This is a genomic window from Janthinobacterium sp. GW822-FHT07A03, from assembly GCF_058798815.1.
Genome location: NZ_JBXAKW010000011.1, coordinates 36,173 through 52,529, shown reverse-complemented (window position 1 = coordinate 52,529; position 16,357 = coordinate 36,173). Strand labels below are relative to the sequence as shown.

General features: G+C 54.0%; 13 protein-coding genes and 1 pseudogene. 6 read left to right on the top strand and 8 right to left on the bottom strand.

Annotation, left to right across the window (positions count from 1 at the left end):
• Positions 1-39 precede the first annotated feature (39 nt).
• The 6 genes from AC1RJW_RS26350 to AC1RJW_RS26325 form a co-directional block, all read right to left on the bottom strand.
• A complete protein-coding gene (locus tag AC1RJW_RS26350) occupies positions 40-312 on the bottom strand; it encodes a hypothetical protein (RefSeq protein WP_493047537.1) in 273 nt (90 codons plus the stop codon).
• Between the two features lie 18 nt (positions 313-330).
• On the bottom strand, positions 331-609 hold the full coding sequence (locus tag AC1RJW_RS26345) for a hypothetical protein (protein ID WP_493047535.1): 279 nt from the start codon (positions 607-609) through the stop codon (positions 331-333).
• 16 nt (positions 610-625) lie between these two features.
• Positions 626-1,303 (bottom strand): hypothetical protein, encoded by a 678-nt coding sequence (locus tag AC1RJW_RS26340; RefSeq protein WP_493047534.1) that lies wholly within the window; start codon positions 1,301-1,303, stop codon positions 626-628.
• Between the two features lie 723 nt (positions 1,304-2,026).
• Positions 2,027-3,010, bottom strand: coding sequence for an IS5 family transposase (locus tag AC1RJW_RS26335; protein ID WP_493047533.1), 984 nt, complete (start codon positions 3,008-3,010; stop codon positions 2,027-2,029).
• An 87-nt stretch (positions 3,011-3,097) separates the two neighbouring features.
• Complete coding sequence (locus AC1RJW_RS26330) at positions 3,098-4,573, bottom strand: hypothetical protein (protein ID WP_493047531.1); 1,476 nt, start codon at positions 4,571-4,573, stop codon at positions 3,098-3,100.
• Between the two features lie 225 nt (positions 4,574-4,798).
• Positions 4,799-5,020, bottom strand: coding sequence for a hypothetical protein (locus AC1RJW_RS26325; protein WP_493047530.1), 222 nt, complete (start codon positions 5,018-5,020; stop codon positions 4,799-4,801).
• Positions 5,021-5,500: 480 nt separating this feature from the next.
• Between AC1RJW_RS26325 and AC1RJW_RS26320 the strand changes: the two genes are divergently transcribed.
• Both AC1RJW_RS26320 and AC1RJW_RS26315 read left to right on the top strand, forming a co-directional pair.
• Positions 5,501-5,728: a plasmid fertility inhibition factor family protein gene (locus tag AC1RJW_RS26320; protein WP_493047529.1), complete on the top strand. Its 228-nt coding sequence runs from the start codon at positions 5,501-5,503 to the stop codon at positions 5,726-5,728.
• Between the two features lie 517 nt (positions 5,729-6,245).
• Entirely contained in the window at positions 6,246-7,484 is a 1,239-nt protein-coding gene (locus AC1RJW_RS26315; protein WP_493047528.1) for an RES family NAD+ phosphorylase, read from the top strand.
• Between the two features lie 1,259 nt (positions 7,485-8,743).
• Here the strand turns inward: AC1RJW_RS26315 and AC1RJW_RS26310 are convergent.
• On the bottom strand, positions 8,744-9,049 hold the full coding sequence (locus tag AC1RJW_RS26310) for a cyclic-phosphate processing receiver domain-containing protein (protein WP_493047527.1): 306 nt from the start codon (positions 9,047-9,049) through the stop codon (positions 8,744-8,746).
• Positions 9,050-11,966: 2,917 nt separating this feature from the next.
• Between AC1RJW_RS26310 and AC1RJW_RS26305 the strand changes: the two genes are divergently transcribed.
• The gene (locus tag AC1RJW_RS26305; RefSeq protein WP_115057675.1) at positions 11,967-12,272 is read left to right on the top strand and encodes a hypothetical protein; all 306 of its coding nucleotides are present in this window, start codon (positions 11,967-11,969) and stop codon (positions 12,270-12,272) included.
• 104 nt (positions 12,273-12,376) lie between these two features.
• On the opposite strand, the pseudogene AC1RJW_RS26300 reads toward AC1RJW_RS26305, so the two are convergent.
• Positions 12,377-12,568, bottom strand: a pseudogene (locus tag AC1RJW_RS26300) (transposase domain-containing protein); the annotation flags it as partial.
• Positions 12,569-13,648: 1,080 nt separating this feature from the next.
• Here AC1RJW_RS26300 and AC1RJW_RS26295 point away from each other — a divergent pair.
• The 3 genes from AC1RJW_RS26295 (at position 13,649) to AC1RJW_RS26285 (ending at position 16,357) form a co-directional block, all read left to right on the top strand.
• On the top strand, positions 13,649-13,891 hold the full coding sequence (locus tag AC1RJW_RS26295; RefSeq protein ID WP_070259990.1) for a hypothetical protein: 243 nt from the start codon (positions 13,649-13,651) through the stop codon (positions 13,889-13,891).
• Between the two features lie 45 nt (positions 13,892-13,936).
• The gene (locus AC1RJW_RS26290; protein ID WP_493047525.1) at positions 13,937-14,890 is read left to right on the top strand and encodes an ATPase; all 954 of its coding nucleotides are present in this window, start codon (positions 13,937-13,939) and stop codon (positions 14,888-14,890) included.
• A gap of 867 nt (positions 14,891-15,757) precedes the next feature.
• The gene (locus AC1RJW_RS26285) at positions 15,758-16,357 is read left to right on the top strand and encodes a TetR/AcrR family transcriptional regulator (RefSeq protein WP_070259986.1); all 600 of its coding nucleotides are present in this window, start codon (positions 15,758-15,760) and stop codon (positions 16,355-16,357) included.

The window sequence follows — 16,357 nt, the reverse complement described above, 5'->3', positions numbered from 1 at the left end:
GCCGGTTCGGTGCGCCAGGTGGCGCGGGTCTTTTCCGTCCTATTCTTGGTCGGCACGACGGCTAACCTGTGCCATAAGTGCGTCGTCTTGATGGGTGAGAGAACCATTTTCCAAAGCGACCGCCGCATCGGCCAGAATGCCCATCTCAGCATCATGCCAACCGGTAATCCAAGACTTTCGGCCGAACGCGCCAATCTCCGATACCCGCGGAGCAGACTCACATTCGGCGTTCGCTAGACGGGCACGGCGTCCTGCTTCAAAATGTTCAGGATCCCAATCGGTCGCATCCTCGTGTGAGTTAAATCGGTCCATGATCGTTTTCCGGTTTTGTTAGTGTGCGCGGGTGAACATCTTCCAGTCGGGGGCCAGTCTACGAGCGATCATAGGGACCGCTGAAACGGCAGAGACGAAAAATCCGCCGATGATGGCACTACTCAGTTTAAGACCAAGCAACGCCGGAGGCAGGGGAATGCTATCGAGCGGCGAAGCAACCTTGACCAGCAGCGGGTAAGCATATACTGATATTGCCATGAACACCATAGCGGCGGCGACCATCAAGCAGTTGATGATGTGCCAGATGTCCGGCATGTGGAAGCGTTTCGTCTTCATTTCTTTTCCTTGATCTTTATGGCCTGAACGAGCGCGTCAGTGACTGCGCCAACTCGTCCGGTATCTCCACACCCGCAATGTGGAAATCGGATGGACTCAAACGATCAATATGCGGCTGATAGACTCGCAATTTCTTGACACTGTCGCCATCAATTTCAAGCATTGCTCCCACCAAGTCCATGGGACGGCCGTATGCCGTTTGAGCGGTACTGGCTCGAACAGCCTCACCATAAACGAACTGGTCACAGATAAAGCAGGAAAACCAGGTGGAAATCCCTTCATTTAGAACAGACGTGATATCAGCAATTAGTGAGTTACCGTCCCGCGACGGATGCAACGTGTGACAAACTTCGTGCGCCAGCTGATAAAGCGTTTGCAGTAAATCGTTCTCGGCGCGAGGACTCAATTGAATGTCTATGAAACGCCCTTCAGGGATGTAAATTGTGCACGGCCCGAAATCGGCGATTCGAACCGTACCAAGTGTCCAATCATGACGCGCTGGCCCAAATATCTTCTCCGCAATTTCGCGAAGCTTACAGCACAAGCGCTTGCGTTGACGCTCTGCCGCATCGTCAGCATCGACGGTGATCGAAGCCCCTGCCAGCGCGGCGGCAGCCATCGTCGCGTCGTAGTTCTCGGCCTGGCGCACCAGGTCGATCAGTTCTAGCAGGTCAAATTGCAGTTCATCCGACATGGTCGTCGATTTCCTTTATGGCGCCCGTAACAGGCGGGCGTGTGTTACTTCGCTTGCCTTACAAGCAGGGCAAGTGAGGTGGATGCCCCCGAAGACGTTCTGTAAATCCTTTCCCTCCGTGGCAACCCACTTGTGCCCGCAAGCACAGATGACTTCGGCCTCTCGGACACCGACGACGACTTCCTCATTGCTTCCGATCTCTCTGCTACGCTGAGCAATGTTTTCAACTCGTCCGAGCCTAAGTTGAATTGTGCTAGTCATGATTATCCTTGTCAGTCCAATTGCGTTACCAGGGAACGTGCTGGAACGTCCATGCGCTTACCGGCGCTGGCGCCAGCCGTACCTTCCGAGCCAAGCTGCGCAGAAACTTCGACGCTTCATCATCCCCACGCTTACTGGCCACCAGGTAGGTAGCGCCGTTTCGCTTCAAAAAGGGCGTTTGTCGCGCGCTTAAACTTGCGGTAAGCACGGCTTGCGTTCGTTGCACTCATTTGGTTTGTCCTCGCTGGCCAGGCACCGCGCTGGCCTTTTCACAATGGACAATGCCCGTCCCTCTTAATGCCCCGCTCGTGGCGGGGCAATAGTTATAGCTGGGGCGTTTTCCTAGGGAAGTGCTGATCAATTCGCTTTCGTAGCGAGTTTGGCGCGCCAAATGGTCGACTGGCGCGTCGTTCAAGCCCGTTTTTCGTTCCATTCGACGCGATGTTTCGCGTCTTTCTGTCATCAGGACGGACTACGGGATTCGGTGATCGTAAAACGTCTTCCGGCCAGTACCAGGTTGGCAAAGGCGAACAAGGTAAAAAGCTGTGCAGTGTTCTTGGCCAAGCCGCGATAGCGCGTCTTACGATGACGGAACAGGTTCTTGATGACATGAAACGGATGCTCGACTTTTGCCCGCACGTTGGCCTTCAGATGCTCCAACTTTTCCGTCAGGCGCCCCAGTTTGTTATTGGGCAGCGCCTTGCGTTTGGAGCGCTTCATGGCCACGTGCCATCTCACCGACTTGCCGATGTTTTCGGGCCGTTTTTCCACGCCCTGATAGCCGGCGTCGCCGAGCGCGGCAGTCTCGTCGCCGTGCAGCAGCGCGTGCGCCTGGGTCACATCGGCGACATTGCCGGCCGTGCCGATGACCGTATGCACCAGGCCAGAAGTGGCATCGACGCCGACGTGGGCCTTCATGCCAAAGTGCCAGTCGTTGCCTTTCTTCGACTGGCGCATTTCCGGATCACGTTTGCCGTCCTTGTTCTTGATCGACGGTGGCGCGGCGATCAGCGTGGCGTCGACGATGGTGCCTTCGCGCATCATCAAGCCTTTCTCGGCCAAATGGCCGTTCATCGTGTCGAAGATCTGGCGCGTCAGGCCGTTGGCCTCAAGCAGGTGGCGGAACTTCAGCAAGGTCGTCGCGTCCGGCGCCGACTCGCGGCCCAGGTCGATGCCGACAAAGGCGCGAATAGATTGGCTATCGTAGATCGCGTCTTCGATGCCTTCGTCAGACAAGCCGAAGCATTGCTGGGCCACATACATGCGCAGCATGCGCGCCAGTCCGATCGGTGGCCGGCCGGCGCCTTCGACCTTCGGATAGAACGGTTCGACGGCTTTATGCAGCTTGCCCCACGGCGTTACGCTGTCGATCTCGGCAAGGAACCGGTCGCGCCGCGTCAGTTTCTTCTTGGCGGCGTATTCAAGGTCGGAGAAGCTCTTTTGCATGGTCGATGGCGGATGGTGGCGATACCGTTATTGTCTCAGGTCGAACCGCAGCAGGGAACGGTGCCAGATGAATAAATCAGTGCTTCCCTAGCGCTTCTCGTTGATCGCTCGCGGCGGACGTTCAATCTCTTCAACATTCACGATGTTGGTTAAAATGACGCTATTTCTATTCCGACGATTGCCAAGTGCCTTGACACCTGCAGCGTACCAACAGACTTTTTCGCCTGGAGCCGAACTAACGAATCGTTCCCAAGGCGATGACTTACAAGCTTCGGGAAATCCATCGTCTATTTCCGAACCACATCCACCGCTAAATGGGCATGTGACTTTTCTACTAGCGAACTGCGCAGTCGTGTGAACAACTCCCTCACTTGAAAGATGGAGTTGGCTGAAGTGCATGGCGGATTGTAGCGCCCCCAAACATTGAGATGTATCCAAGGTCTGAGCAATGTGGCCTGGTCCGATCCAATAGATGTCAAGTTTTCTCTCAGGCTTTTGTTGAATAACTAGACAGTCGAGCATGGAACCGAAATGAGATCGTAGCTTTTTCGTAGTCAACCGTGATGAAAGAAAGACCATTTCAGGTGCCCACCGCTTCCGGCGCAACTGAACTCCGGCCTCAGCCAGTCTCATGTACTCCCCCATCGCTGTCCAGATTGTATCTCCTTTACTCAAGTCAACGCGCTGCTGACGTATCTCAGACAGAATTTTCTCTGCTTCAGGCCTAAATATTGCCCGGGCCTTTGTAAGAACCTGAAAAACCGGATGCTCAGTCTTTTTTAGTTCAGCGCAAATATTGGCAAGCGCGGCTCCAGAATAACTGCTTGTTAGCGCAGTTACACCAATTCCGATACGCTCTTGAGCTGTCAGCTTTCGACCTGACCAACGTTCAATCAAAAGACGATACGCTATATATGGGAATACCTTAGCATGAGTGTCAAGAGTGTCCTTTTCTATGCCGCTCAACCTTCGAATTTCCCGATCGACCTCGTACGCAATTCCCTCTGTAACGAAGCTTAATCCTATGATAACTCGTTGTGTTAGGACCTCCCCCTTAGCATTTTCTGCTGTGAATACAGTTTCAACCCGCGTAATATCGCCATTCCTACACAACTCGGCGCCGCTACAGTCCCACTTGGAGTAGTCCGTGCAGGTATTGAGTGACGCGACCGCTGTCGTTCCCAGTTGGGCTCTCATCAGCATGCCCACAAGACGCAAGTTCTCGCGATGTTCATCTGACATACTCTCGTCCCCGAGGAAATAGCCACGTTCATCACAGCCAGACGCCAGTGCCCTCAACAAGACAAGGTTTGCGACTAAGTAGGCTTGGCCTGAAGTCGTTGAAGCATTATGCAAAAAATGGACATATTCGTGTGCGTGCATTGCCACCGCAGCCAGGGCCAGATCCTCGGCATTTACATCGAGGTCAAATAGACTATCCATTCGCATATAGAACGTGTTTTGCCGATATGCGCCGGCAGTAAAACTATTGGCACTCTCAAACCAATCCTCCGATATGGAATCATCTTTAACGGGCATACCTTGTGCGGTTTTATCAATCAAGATTTTTCCTCATTGGCCAAGCACAGCGCTCGACCTTCTCATTGAATGTTTCGTCGTAATAAAAAGCTTGAATGAAGGCCTCCTAAAATCAAGACCTTACGCTTCGATGACCAGCTTACACCTGGTGCAGATTCTTGAACAGGTAACTCGGCCTAGGGAAAGGGATATTACGCTCTTGGCTTATTTGTGCAACAAAGCCCGCATGAATTGCAGCTTGGATTGGTACTAGACAAGCAGATGTTCATTTGCCTTGATTTCGTCTCCGCCCTCGCTGGCAATTCGATCAGCCAGGTTGATGGCAATTTGAGAAAGTTCGTGACGATTGAGGGCAGGAGTCATACCATTATTATGCGTTTCAATTGCAGGGCGATCATCCTGGGTAACGCTTTGCACGGCTGCAGCAAGTTGCCGCAGTTCCGACTCCAACGTCGTCAGGACAGGATGCATATCAATACCTTTCTTTTAATTTTTTATCGATTAAGAACCCCTTAAATATTACAACATGCACTGATATAAATGCTATATTGCAAATAAAAAAATGGGCATAGTGCCCGCTTTTTTTCATTTACTGAGCTTGATATTACATCAGATCTACTGGCATAAAGGCCAGAAAGACTGCTTCCGCCCCTAATTCCCGCGACCCGATTTAGCTTTGTAACGTGACTTTGCAGCGCATCACAGGCCGCGAAATCGATTTTCTCGCCACCGTAGTTGATCCGCCGCTTGCGGTTCATACTGAACTTGTAGCCTTTGAAGGTCAGGATTAGCGCACTGTCTGAGCGCAAGCCCGGATATCGCTTCGGAGCGTCGCTCATGCGCCAGCGCCGCTCGACCCTCAGGGATAGATAGTCCACAAGCGCGGCAACAAGATCACGGTTGGGCGCGGACCAGCTTCAGCAGGTCCTGCAGGAGAACTGCGGGAGACGCTTGTATGAAGTAGCGCACGCACTACTGGATGACCATGCCGACGACTGCGCGGAAATCAGCGACGTCACCGACGGGGTCACCCGCACCATCTGGCTGCTGACTCACTGCGTGAAGGCCATACCGGTCAAATGCCCGATGCGCGACGCGGCACGGCTACAGGCGCTGGCCGGCGTGGATGGCGGCCAGCCGGTCGCCGTCGGTACCTTGTTCAAACAAAAAATGGAGTGAAACCGTTGGTTCGATCAGCGGCAGGGGAGTGGTGGTGGACCTGGCACCTGCGGCAGGCTTTAGCACCAGGCGGGAGGTGCCGGTATGCCGGACAGCTGCTTGGGTGTGAACGATAGCGCGGGGATACGCCGGCGGTGGATGGCCAGGGGCAGAGGCGGGCGCCCATCGCTGAAGGCGGGTCGGTCGAGCACCAGGTCACGGTTCACCATACCGCCCAGGCGCTCGGCAAACCGCTGTAGAACGCAAAACAACGCGTCGGATGCACCCGGCCTTCCGTGATAATCCGTATTATCACTGAAGGATTATTACGTTTTTTTCGCGTGAAACAAGTATGCTGACTAGGAAAATGTGGAAAAGAGACAAGTTTGAGCGGTCAAGTCCGACACTCACGTTTTAGCCTGTCGATACTTGCCTATGCGCATTGTATTTTGAACGTATTCCGTATATTGGGGGGCCATCAACGGTCACGAAGCACTCGCGTCGTCCGGACGCCAAAACGGTTCTCTTGGAGGGGTATATGAGCGGTCTATGCTGTGGCTGTACGCAGGACGAGCATCTGCGGGGGATCATCCTGAACGAGGGTTCGTCGATTCCTTGCTGTGTTTGCGGGATATCGGCGAACAATGCAGTCGATCCGGGACAGATTGCCGAAATTATCGCCCCGATTATCCGGCACAACTTCAAGATCGCAGTCCCTCGCAACGGCCGGGACTATGGTGCGCCGTTGATTGATGTCATTGTTACTGTCATCGGCCGCCATTTGGACTGCCTGGAAGAAGTCGAGAATGCGCTCTTGGCCATGGACGAGCCGGTAGCCCGTACCGGCGGGGATACGTTCTTCAGCCTCGACGAGTCTTACGTCCGGCGCCGCGTGGACTACAGGGCTATGATCCACAAGCGGAAGTTCGTCGAGCAAGAATTGAAGCATCAGCAGCGATTCTTCAGTCAGACGGCGCAAAGTTACTTCAAGATGCTTTTCGCGCGCGTCGACGAGTACAGGGACGGCTTGAGCTTACCCGTCGTCGTAGATTACCACCCTGGTACCGAGCTCTTCCGCGCGCGGGCTCTCGCGAACATCACCGCGCTCGACAGTATCTGCCAATCTGCAGCTACGGAACTGGGTCCTCCCCCAAGCGAACTCGCGCCGGCCGGTAGGATGAACGCCAGCGGGGTCTCGGTATTCTACGGGGCATTCGACACCGCCACATGCTTCGCCGAGATGCGCCCATCCCTCGCGAGCCAGGTGCTGATCGGGACCTTTAGGACGACCCAGATGCTCCGCGTGCTGGACTTCTCAATGTTGGCCCAATCTGGACCTGACAAGCAGCCAAGCTTCTTCGACCCGGAACTCGACCAGAAGCAGGAAGCTGCCGAGGTGCTGAGGATCATTCATGGACTTATCTCAGGCCCAGTGCAGCCCGGCGCGGAGTCGTCCGAGTACATCATCACGCAGTCTGTCGCGGAATACCTCGCATATGCTCAGAACCCACCGCTCGACGGCGTGATCTTCAACTCTGTTCAGCGCGCGGGCGGCAAGAACATCGTCCTGTTTTCCCAGTTCGGTCGAGGTGAATTGCTGCAAGACGACTACTCCAAGTGCTTCCCTATCGAGTACGTGGACGGGAGTGTCCAACTCTTCAAGACCAAGGAGATCAAGTACGAACCTGAAGAGATCGCGCTCACAGAAAACGGCGGCAAATTCTACGCTGACTACCACAAAGAATACCGCGACGACGATTTCCAGTACGATGTCTAGCGGCGCGACGAGCAATACGGCACGTGACATGCGACCGGCTTGTCTGGGTCTGTGGTTACGTGAACAAAAGAAGTTGGTTATCAATGAGTTTCCCACCATTGCTAAGAGGGTGTAGACAAAATCAACAACGAAGTCGTGGCATGCCATCTCGATGTGGAAAAATCATGGAATGGCAACGAAACCTCTAATCAACGGCATTGAGCACCTCCATCGCCAGCGTGCAAAATTCCCGATCTCGTCAAGCGCACAAAGCAAGGGATGGGCGGGGATGTGTTCGCCGGCTGTGCCGCCACAGCACTCCGAAGCCGGCGTCCTGGGACTACTTCAGTCAGCTATGCCATCCTTCGCCGGTAGTTGCGGCTAGGGAAGGCCTGCTTTTTCTAACGCACAGTAGGAGCCTCTGCAGGGCAGGGGGTAGATAGCTCAGACCCGATCTCGTCGTTGGATCAGGCAGCTACGAGATCGCACGCCAAGCACCTGGCGCCAGGCAGGACACCCAGCCCCCAACACGATCCATCGGTTTTCATCTTTCAGAACCATGGGGCAGGAGAGTCTAAGCTACTGGTGGCGATTCATATTCAAAGATAGTAAATGATGCAGGTGTCTGCCTCTGGCCGCAAATTCAGTCACTAACTGTTGCTATGCAGGTGCAATCGAATGGGATATCTTCGTTAAACTCATCATCCCAGAACACGTCACACCTCCCAGACCACTTGAGTTCCAGCTGGCTCCCAGATTGATTGCCAAACGTCACGATGCACGACCTGACATCATGATGCCCAAACACACACATGTAACCACCTTCGGGGTGGGAACATCCTTCATCGTTTGTGGCGATCCAAGAAGTTCGCTTTCCCTCTAAACCCACATCTTCAAAAGCGCTAGCTAACAAACCCTGATGATATAGCCTGGGCTCCCAGCGCTCGCCATCGTATTCTTCACTTTCCGTTTCAACTTCAATTTCCCATAAGTGTTCTCGACGAGAAATAATTGCACGTCTGATATTGAAAGGTCTAGTACCTAAAGTAAGAGTTCCAACAATTGACCTCATTCAACCGCTCCTGAAATTTAGCCTGACCCGATCTCGTCGTTGGATCAGGCAGCTACGGGATCGCAGCCCTGGTGCCTGGCAGGACGCCCGGGCTCCAACACGATCCATCGTTTTTTCATCATCCCAAAACCATGGATCAGGTGAGCCTAAGCTACCGATGGCGTTTTGCCCCAATGGCACCGTCCGCTTCCGCCGTCGTACCTGGCCGTTAACTGACTTTGTGTCCGGTAGCCAACCGGCGGATCGCAGCGATTCCTGCCTCCATCTTCTCACGTGCGGAGCTGTTGGCCGAATGAACGAAGATAATTGGAGGACTAAAACCGCGCAACGCGACCGCTTCCTCAATCCACAGAATGACGTCATAGCCGGTGCCGCGCTTGTCATCCCCAAGATCATGGTCAAGACTAATCTCGGCAACCTCGCCGGCGGCAAGTAGTGCTACTGCCTCGTCAGGCCAATATACTCGGGTCCAACCCTCCGGCGTATTTCGCTCATCATCGAGATAAACCTTCATTCCTTCGTTCCCTTGGATAATTTGATGAATATTTCTTCCCTTCCGATAATACCCTGTGCGAATGCTCCGAAGCTCGGACAACCTTTGGCTTGAGCGCGGTAGGAGTGTCTGCAGGGCAGGGGAGATAGACAGGCCAGACCCTATCTCGTCGGTGGATCAGTCCGCTACGAAATCGCACGGCAGTAGTCTGACAGGACACCCAGGCCCTGACACGATCCATCGGTTTTTCATCTTTCAAGAACCATGGATCCGAAGAGTCTAAGCTACTGGTGGCGATTCAAAGGCCCCGTCCGCTTCCGCCTCAAGGCAGACGTTCAACTCGGTAGTCGAAAATAAGTGTGTTCAGATACACAAAAATTCTGTGAGCCGTCCAGCAATTTCTGGTTGACATGCAGCTAGAAGCGAACCTCTACGGTAGCGCCGGCATCGACCAGGGCGCGCTGCCACAAAATAAACTGCGATGGCCAACCCTGTGACACTTTTAGCTGGCCCAGCGACATCGCATGCTTTGTTTCCGCAGGTGTCATGGACGTTGCTTGGCGAATTATGGCGAACACACGTGCTGCGTTTGGACCAATTGCCGTTATCCATAGAGATGGATCGTGCAACGGCGAACTCTCCTCTGCTGGAAACTCTCCAAACTGCCCCTCCAACCTAGATAACGCTTCGGCGTAGCACAATGAGGCATATGCCCGCGCTTGCTGCAAGTGGTCCCGGCAAAACCACTCAAGTCCGCGGGGATGCCCCGCCGCTCCCTCGTTAAGCCGTTGGAAGTCGGCGAACTGAACTACATCTCCGCCACTTGTATAATGAAAATACTCAGAACGGAAGTCCCTGTGGCAAAGTGAGCAAATAGGCGGTTTCATCGATCAAAAGTAGATTTAAATTTTCGTAAATTGGAATGTCCGCTTGCGCCTGCGGATTCAATCGATCACCACCACACTTTAACTTAAATGCATCGTTGCAGATCAGAAATGATGCGAAAAAGAACTCGAATCGATTGCGCTGTGCCCCGCGAAACTCGAGATTACCGTCGCAAGGCGTTTTGCCATGTGAACGTTAGTGCAGGAACGCGCCAAAGCTCAAGTAGCTTTTGCTAGCGCGCGGTAGGAGTATCTGCAGGGCAGGGGAGATAGACAGGTCAAACTAGAGCAGGCTGGGACGAGATCGCATACCAGGTGCCTGGTAAGACGCCCACTCTACTTACACGATCCATCGGTTTTCATCCTTCAAGAATCATGGTTCAGGAGAGTCTAAGCTACTGGTGGCGATTCAGCGCCACTGCCAACAGCTACGGGTCGAGAGACCCAAAATGCTAAAAAATATCGGCCCATCGTGGCCCCAGCCATTACAATTTAATCACGCAACATTAGCTCATGTGCAGCAGTCACGATGGGCCAGAATGGGCGGTCACGTTCGCCGAAATACGCAGCAGAGCCGTGATGCGAGCGGATAGTGCTACTTCGATACCTTCTGATAGCTCAACTGGTAATGTCTAAGAGAGTGTCCATGGACGAACATTCGACAAGTGGGTACCAATACACGCTTCGCACGCAAGCCCAGTTGCGAATGCGCCGAAAAATGCGCCGGCTGTTGGTTGTTTTCGTTGCGCTTGTTTTCTTGGCGTTTTGTGTGTTCTTCATCTCAAATTATAGCGGCCGTCCGATTGAAACCGCCCCAATAACAAAGGCAGACAGTGTTGCCCCACCGCCGCCGGCGCCAGTCCATATAACGTTCGAGCCACTTTGGACAGAATCAGGCTGGCTCGCGTGCGTACACGCGTACAAGGCTAAATTTGATCCCAAGAGACAAAAGCCTTGGTGGTACCGCTACGTCAATGGGCGGTGCGCCGAAAACCCAAACCTTCCTCATGAGGGTAGCTGCTATATGATGATCCACGGGCCAGATCGAGGGATACGCGACCGCAAGGGCTACGAAGTGACCCTCGAATGTATGGTTGGAGGCAGTTCCATGATGACTTGCTCTACGAGAAAGGGTTATTACACAGACGAAGTCGTTGCGAGAATGCGCACCGACACACGGTGTTTAGGATTCCCAAATCTGGCATCTGACTTTCTCACCTTGACGCCATCTTTGAAAACGCAGCCTGCTGAAGTCCGATGAGGCTGTTCCGAAAGTAGGAATTGCCTCATGCAGGCTCGCAGAAAGGGAAGGGGGCGTGCAGAAGATCGTTTTATACGATCTCCACGGCAGGACATACGCGATTAACGGAACCGCGCGCTCCAAAGCCACCTAACATGGATGGCTCGACGGGTTCAAAATATTCTCGCCAGGATAGATGGAGGAAATGATGACGGAGACGCGGCGTCTCGGTCGACGATTCATCGATCAACCAATGGGCGATCCGTTTGCTACAGCTCATCGAAAAAATGATCTCAATCACACGTCTGGGCGGTAATCCCCCCATTTTTAGAGCGCTCTAAAAGTAGAGGTTAAGTGGCCAAGGCAAGCTTCTGTTTTGGCGTGATGCCGTCAGGTGCCATGTCGCGCTGGCCATGAGCGCAACTCAACTGCCAGCGCGCAAAGTCCCCGTTCTGGCCGAGCGCACGAAACAGATGGCGGGCCAGTCTATCGTAGCCAACTGTGCCGAGGTAGCGCTCAGAAGCAGGCGCTCTGCTGTTGCCGTGGTCAGCTATGCCATCCTTCGCCGGCAGTTATGGCTAGGGATGGCCTGCTTTGCTAGCACGCGGCATGAGTCTCAGCAGGGCAGGGGATAGACTGGCCAGCCCCGACATCGTCGTCGGGGCAAACAGCTACGAGATCGCACATCAGGTGCATGGCAGGACGTCCATGCCCAACACGATCTATCGGTTTTTCATCTTTCAAGAACTGTGGGTCAGAAGTGTCTTAGCTACTGGTGGCTATTCATATCTCCTATGTGACAAAAAGGAAATGTATGTTCAAGAGGATACTATTAGTTGTTTCGGCAATGACACTTGTCTCAAGTGCTTGGGCCGATGATGGAATATGCAAAACGATGGCAACGCTAGCCAAAACCTCTGCCGAGCAGCGAGATGCTGGAATAGCGCGCGACGCTCTACTCCGACGTTTGGTTCAGGAAGGCAAGCTCGAAAAGGGAGACGCTGCTACACCGTTCGTCTTTAATACCGTGGTGTGGGTCTACGATGAGAATATCTCTGCAAAAACGGCATATAGACAAATGTATGATAAATGCTCCAAGGCTCTTGCGAAAAGGCGTTAAATGTTAAATGTGTTGGGCTTGTCGTAAGCGTCTTGCCTGAGCCGTCTTGAGTTGAGCGTGGTATTGCGAGATGATGGCATCACACAGCAGGGAAGCGGCGTGTTTCAAGCCGTTGGAACCTGCGCGGCGAAGTGCCAGTATAGGAATTCGTCGACCCGGTTGGCCCAGTGGTCAGCGATGCGCGCGAGCACATGGCGTAGCCAGGCCTCAGGATTGACACCATTGAACTTGGCCGTCCCGAACAACGAGCAGATCAGGCCGGCGCGCTCGCCGCCACTGTCGGCGCGTTCAATGAGCCCCGTGCAGTGACAACTACCCTTCATCCTCCCGTAATGATTTGACCTAAGATAGGCCAGATTTCCCAGGTTTGGATTGTATGTGCATGATGCGTAGCGGCAATGAGCATCTTTCCGCCGATGTCAGACGCGATGAATTGCTCCGTCAAGTACTTAAAAACCTTGTAGCAATTCATAAGGGTTTGCGCATTTGCCAGGGCATTTGCGAGCGGGGATGGTTTCGTTTTTTGTGACATAGGGTACTCTCCTTAAGGTTGAAAAATGGGCCGTACGCTTATTACAGCTACTGGTTTTAAATTTCTTCGCCGTCCGCCCTCGGCTTGATCAACTTGGCCGGCGTCGCACACGACTACCTGTGCGGTTGCGCAGGCTGCGTGCCACTCAAAACTACTGTCACGACTTGCTGTCCGTGCAAGCTCTCAACACATCATGCTGAAAAATCGACCTGCATTCCTCTGGTGGGTTTTCCAGGGGTTCAATCCCTGACCACTGCCAATGGCGCAGTAATCCAAGCACTGGCGCCAGCGTCAAGCGTCAACCTGGCGGTTAAAACAGTCGTCTGGCTTGTCTAGTACCGGGATTTATTCCCAGCGGCTAAATCAGCGCGCAGCTGTGAGAAAGATTGATCAATGGGGGGGTGGGGTAAAACGAAGAGGAAGCAAACCGACGAAAGCGATGTACCTGGCAGGTACGACCACAGGCAGTTAATCCTATAGTGGGGGTTTATTACACCGCCCCCTTGTGAGGGGTACTGGTCAGATATGGAGACATCCCTGAATTGGGAAACTCTTGTGGAGCCTGTCTCTACCTATACTGCGGGTTAGGCTTTGTGTTCTGTAATATATGAGACTTCAACCGGAGCAGGCTGCTTTCTGTCTAGTGGTGTACCAAAAGGTGCGAAGCGGGTGGATATGGAAGTGATGCTGAAGGCTGGGGGCGGGACCAAGCGCAGCGGCAAGCCGGCCTCCGAGGGCATGAAGCCGGCGTAGGCGCCGACTGGCCCCACTTGATGCATTCGTGAGAGGGGCTGGCGTTAATGGACTATAATGATCCTTATAAGGAAGTTGAAGGGATAACATCATGACACTCAAAATTCGCACTAGCGCACGTAGGTTCAGCTCCCCGACAGTATTGAAGGGCGATGCCCCGTTCCTCGGCGCCACCGTCCAGGAATGGGACAAGGCGATCACCGGCAACATGGACAAGACGCTTGCCCAAGTCAAGCTGCGCGCAATGGGCAACGGCCCTAAGCGCGATGCATCTAAGGCGACCACGTTCGATCTAGCGAGCTTCGCCGGAAAACGCTTGTCCAACGCTAAATAGTTCTCCTTCTCCTTCTTGAAAACGCGGCTTCGACCGCGTTTTTATATGTCCAACGAAAAAAAAGATAATGTGCTCGATCTGCATGTGGTGGTGTTCGCTGGTCCGAATGGGTCTGGGAAGACTTCGCTGATCGACGAAATCAAGCAGACAGGTCTTGCGACCGTCAGGGGCGTCTATCCTCTTCCTGCCTACTTCATCAACCCCGACCAGGTGGCCAAGGATCTGCAGGGCGAATTCCCGAACCAGAACGCCAGGGATGAAGCCGCGCAGAGCGCCGCCATGCGCATCCGTGCTGAAGCGACCGAGAGCAAGTTGCCGTTTGCCTTCGAGACCGTCATGTCCCATCCGTCGCGCATCAACGAAATGCTGATGCTTAAGGAGCAAGACTACCGCCTGTTCCTGACCTTCATCACCACCGACGACCCGGAAAAGAACGTCGATCGAGTGACGCTGCGCTACGAAACTGGCACGACTACGGGGCACTACGTCGCGCCCGATAAAGTGCGGGAACGCTACCACCGCACGCTCGCGCTGCTCCCGCGCGCGGCCGAGATTGCCGATGCCGTCTACATCTACGATAACTCCGTCGATTTCGAGAAGCCCAAGCTGCAGGCCGTTATCGAGCGCGATGGGCAGTTCTCAATCTCACCGGATGTGAAGGATTGGGTCATCCAACGCCTGGTCCATCCGCTACAGCAACGCGAACGGGAACTGGACCAACTGATCGCCGATCTCGATAAAGTCGGATATCAGGTTGGCGACGTAGACGAGCTCCACGGCACCTACAGGGGCACGATACTTTCGATGACCACCTACTTCCTGACCCAGCTGGACGACACGACCAAACAGGCCGTGATCCACGACCGGCTCATGCTCGACACGGGTATCAAAGGGGCCGGCAACGAGCCTCCCATCTATGCACACAGTGAAAGTGTGACGATCCACTATTCGCAGGCAAACGCACCCCGGGTGGAGCGTCACGGTTTGCCGCCTAAGTAAGCGGCCGCATGCGCGCATAAGAGCCAACGTCAGAGCCGGAATGTGCAGCCGCTGTGCATGGCCAATCCTGGACGTCATTGGCTATGTGTGTCCGGTCATGCTGCCGAACTCCCCCCACTGATTCGCCAAATACACCGCCAGCGTACCCAATCCCCGATCTCATCTAGCGCATCCAGCAAATGATGGACCACCTGTCGTAGTCAACTGTGCCTCCATAGTGCTCAAAAGCATGCGCTCTGTTACAACCTCGGTTAGCTATGCCATGCTTCGCCCGCAGTTATGGCTAGGGAAGGCCTGCTTTTGCTAGCGCGCGGAAGGAGTCTCTGCAGGGCAGGGGAGATAGACAGGCCAGACCCGATCTCGTCGTTGGAGCAGGCAGCGACGAGATCGCACACCAGCTGCTTGGCAGGGCGCCCGGGCTCCTAACGCGATTCATCGGTTTTTTGTCTTTCATGAGCTATGGATCAGGAGTGTCTATGCTTCATGTGGCGATTCAGTTTGATCTTGCCCCCGTACGCCGAGCCACGAAGTCTCGAAATCATGAAATACATCATCCACAAGAGGAATCCGCATGCGGAAGTCCTGAACTGGTTTTGCGCCTGCAGAGTTACCGGCTGAGGGGAAAATATCAGCACAGCCTTTGCCGATGGGCTACGGGACTACAGTCGTCCCAAATCTCTTGTGGCGATCTGCCACCGGTCATATGCAAAGAAGGAGTTCGGTGTAGGGAAGGGGCTGTCGATCTCAAAAATACAACCACTTTAGTAGAGGTGCTCAATTCTTGGCTCAGAAACTTAAAAAAATAGTTGACCCACAAGAATGATCGTTCTACTATATTGAGAACGATCATTCTACATCTTACGTTACATGGACACTTCCCAAGACTCGCCCCTTAACGCCCGCCTGTTGGCAAGCACGGAGAAGCTCATTTACTCCGGGGGCATTCACGCGACAGGCATGGACGCGATAGTCAGAGAGTCGGGTGTGGCTCGGCGCAGTATTTACAAGCTTTACCCAAACAAAGAGGAGCTGGTGGCAGCGGCCCTGCAGGGGAGGGACGAGCGGTGGATGTCGTGGTTTATTGAGGAAACTTCGCGGGCCAGTACGCCTATCGGGCGGCTGGAGTCGGTGTTTCTCGCTCTCCGGCAGTGGTTTGACGCTGCTGACTTCCACGGATGTGCCTTCATCAATGCGGCGGGTGAGTTGGGGGTTACGAACCCCGAAATTGGGGCCGTTTCGGCGCGGCATAAAGAGCGTCTGCTTTCCTACCTTCGTGAGCTGACCAATGAGTCAGGTTTGGCGAATCCTGATGAAGTCGCAACCTATTTTCTAATCCTAATCGATGGCGCGACAGCAGTTGCAATGGTCACTGGCGATGCTAGTGCCGCCGATAGTGCAGGCAGGGCGGCAGCCCTGCTTTTATCAACCCTGCCGCGACAAGCAGGATCTAGTTCACCTAACCGTTAA